2 protein-coding genes are annotated in these 2,246 nt (G+C 64.6%); both read left to right on the top strand.

The genetic code is table 11. The features are described 5' to 3' along the window. The first annotated feature begins 10 nt into the window (after positions 1 to 10). Entirely contained in the window at positions 11 to 1,372 is a 1,362-nt protein-coding gene (locus EOA28_RS33130; protein WP_127251019.1) for a pitrilysin family protein, read from the top strand. Positions 1,373 to 1,380: 8 nt separating this feature from the next. Continuing rightward, on the top strand, positions 1,381 to 2,246 hold an 866-nt coding region (locus tag EOA28_RS33125), incomplete at its 3' end, for a pitrilysin family protein (protein ID WP_148671019.1).

Raw genomic sequence — 2,246 nt, 5'->3', positions numbered from 1 at the left:
GGAGAACTTGATGACACCTACGCGGATTGCGCTGCGCACGGCGCTCCTTGTCGGCACGCTGGCAATAGTGGCGTCGGCTCCGGCCCGTGCGGCCGACGATGGTGACGTGAAGGATTTCCTCCTCGACAACGGCATGGAGGTGGTCGTCATCCCGGACCATCGCGCGCCGATCGTCACCCACATGGTCTGGTACAAGATCGGCAGCGCCGACGAGCCCGCTGGCAAATCCGGCATCGCGCATTTCTTCGAGCATCTGATGTTCAAGGCCACGACCCATCACGCCGCCGGCGAATTCGACCGCGCCGTGTCCGAGATCGGCGGCTCCAACAACGCCTTCACCTCCTACGACTACACCGCCTTCCACGAGACGGTGCCGCCCTCGGCGCTGGAACAGATGATGGGCTTCGAGGCCGATCGCATGCGCAACCTGATCCTGACCGACGACGTCATCAAGACCGAGCGCGACGTGATCCTGGAGGAGCGCCGCTCGCGCATCGACAGCAATCCGCAGGCGGTTCTGGACGAGGAGGTCGATGCGACGCTCTGGCAGAACCAGCCCTACCGCATTCCAGTCATCGGCTGGATGCAGGAAATGGAGCAACTGAACCGTCCGGACGCGAAAGCCTTCTACGACAACTACTACCGGCCCAACAACGCGGTGTTGATCGTAGCGGGCGACGTCGAGCCGGATGCCGTCAAGGCGATGGCCGAGCGCACCTATGGCAAGGTCGCGCGCGGTCCGGATCTGCGGCCGCGCATCCGCCCGGTCGAGCCGGAGCAGAACACCAGACGCACGGTGACGCTGACCGACGCGCGCGTCTCGGTGCCGAGCTTTTCGACGCAATGGGTGGTGCCATCCTATCATACGGCCAAGCCCGGCGAGGCGGAGGCGCTGGACCTGCTGGCCGAGATCCTCGGCGGCGGCAACCGCAGCCGGCTGTATCAGGAACTCGTCGTAAAGCAGGGGATCGCCTCCGACGCGGCGGCCTATTTCCAGGGCACGATGCTCGACGACACCAACTTCACCGTCTATGGCGCGCCGCGCGGCGACGCCAAGCTTGCCGATGTCGAGGCGGCGGTCGACGCCGAGATCGCCCGCATTGTCAAGGACGGCGTGAGCGATGATGAGCTGGAGCGGGCCAAGACCCGCTATGTGCGCTCCATGATCTTTGCCCGCGACAAGCAGGACGACATGGCCAACATGTATGGCTCGACGCTTGCCACCGGCGGCAACGTCAAGGACGTTCAGGAATGGCCGGGCCGTATCCGCAAGGTCACCGCCGACGAGGTCAAGGCGGTCGCTGCCCGCTACCTGGTGCTCGAGCATTCGACCACCGGCTATCTCTTGCCGCAGCAACAGGCGGGGAATTGATGATGAGCATGGCTCCTAGCCACACGAGCACCCTTCCTTCTCCCGCAAGGGAAGAAGGTGGGCACATCTATCGCGTTGTCGCCACGCTTTGCTTTGCCCTGTTCTTCCTGCTTTTGCCGGCGCTTGCGGCCCGCGCGGAGATGAACATCCAGGAGGTGAAGTCGAAGAAGGGCATCACGGCCTGGCTGGTGGAGGACCATTCTATCCCGCTGATCGCCATCCGCTTCGTCTTCGATGGCGGCAGCGCGCAGGATCCGGCCGGCAAGGAGGGGCTGGTCAATCTGATGACCGGCCTGTTCGACGAAGGCGCCGGCGGCCTCGACAGCGACGCCTTCCAGCAGAAGCTCGACGATGCCGGCGCCGAGATGAGTTTTCAGGCCGCGCGCGACGGCACCTACGGCTCGATGCGCATGCTCTCCGACCAGAAGGATGAGGCTTTTGGCCTGCTGAAGCTGGCGGTGAACAGCCCGCGTTTCGACCAGGCGCCGATCGACCGTATCCGCGCCCAGGTGCTCTCCGGCATCCTGGCTAATGAGCGCGATCCGAACACGGTGGCGCAGCAGCGCTGGCTGCGCGCCATTTACGGCGAGCATCCCTATTCGCGTTCCGACCAGGGGACGAAGGGCAGCCTGACTAGCATCACCGCGGATGACATCAGGGCCTTCCACAAAGCCAATTTCGCCCGCGGCGGCCTGCATGTGGCGGTGGTCGGCGATATCGACGCCGCGACACTGGGCAAGAAACTGGACGACGTCTTCGGCGATCTGCCTGAAAGGCAGACGCTGGCTCCGGTGTCGGATGTCACGCCAAAGCTGGGGCAGCAACTGGCGGTGAACTACGACTTGCCGCAGACCTCGCTCCAGCTCGCCTGGCC

The sequence above is a fragment of the Mesorhizobium sp. M2A.F.Ca.ET.067.02.1.1 genome, from assembly GCF_004023285.1.
Lineage (GTDB): Bacteria > Pseudomonadota > Alphaproteobacteria > Rhizobiales > Rhizobiaceae > Mesorhizobium.
The sequence above is the reverse complement of the archived record's forward strand: the minus strand, read 5'-3'. Positions and strand labels throughout refer to the sequence as shown.

Bases quoted from the DNA above. Each gene is read 5' to 3' on its own strand.
- EOA28_RS33130 (WP_127251019.1), top strand. From the start codon at position 11: ATGACACCTACGCGGATTGCGCTGCGCACGGCGCTCCTTGTCGGCACG.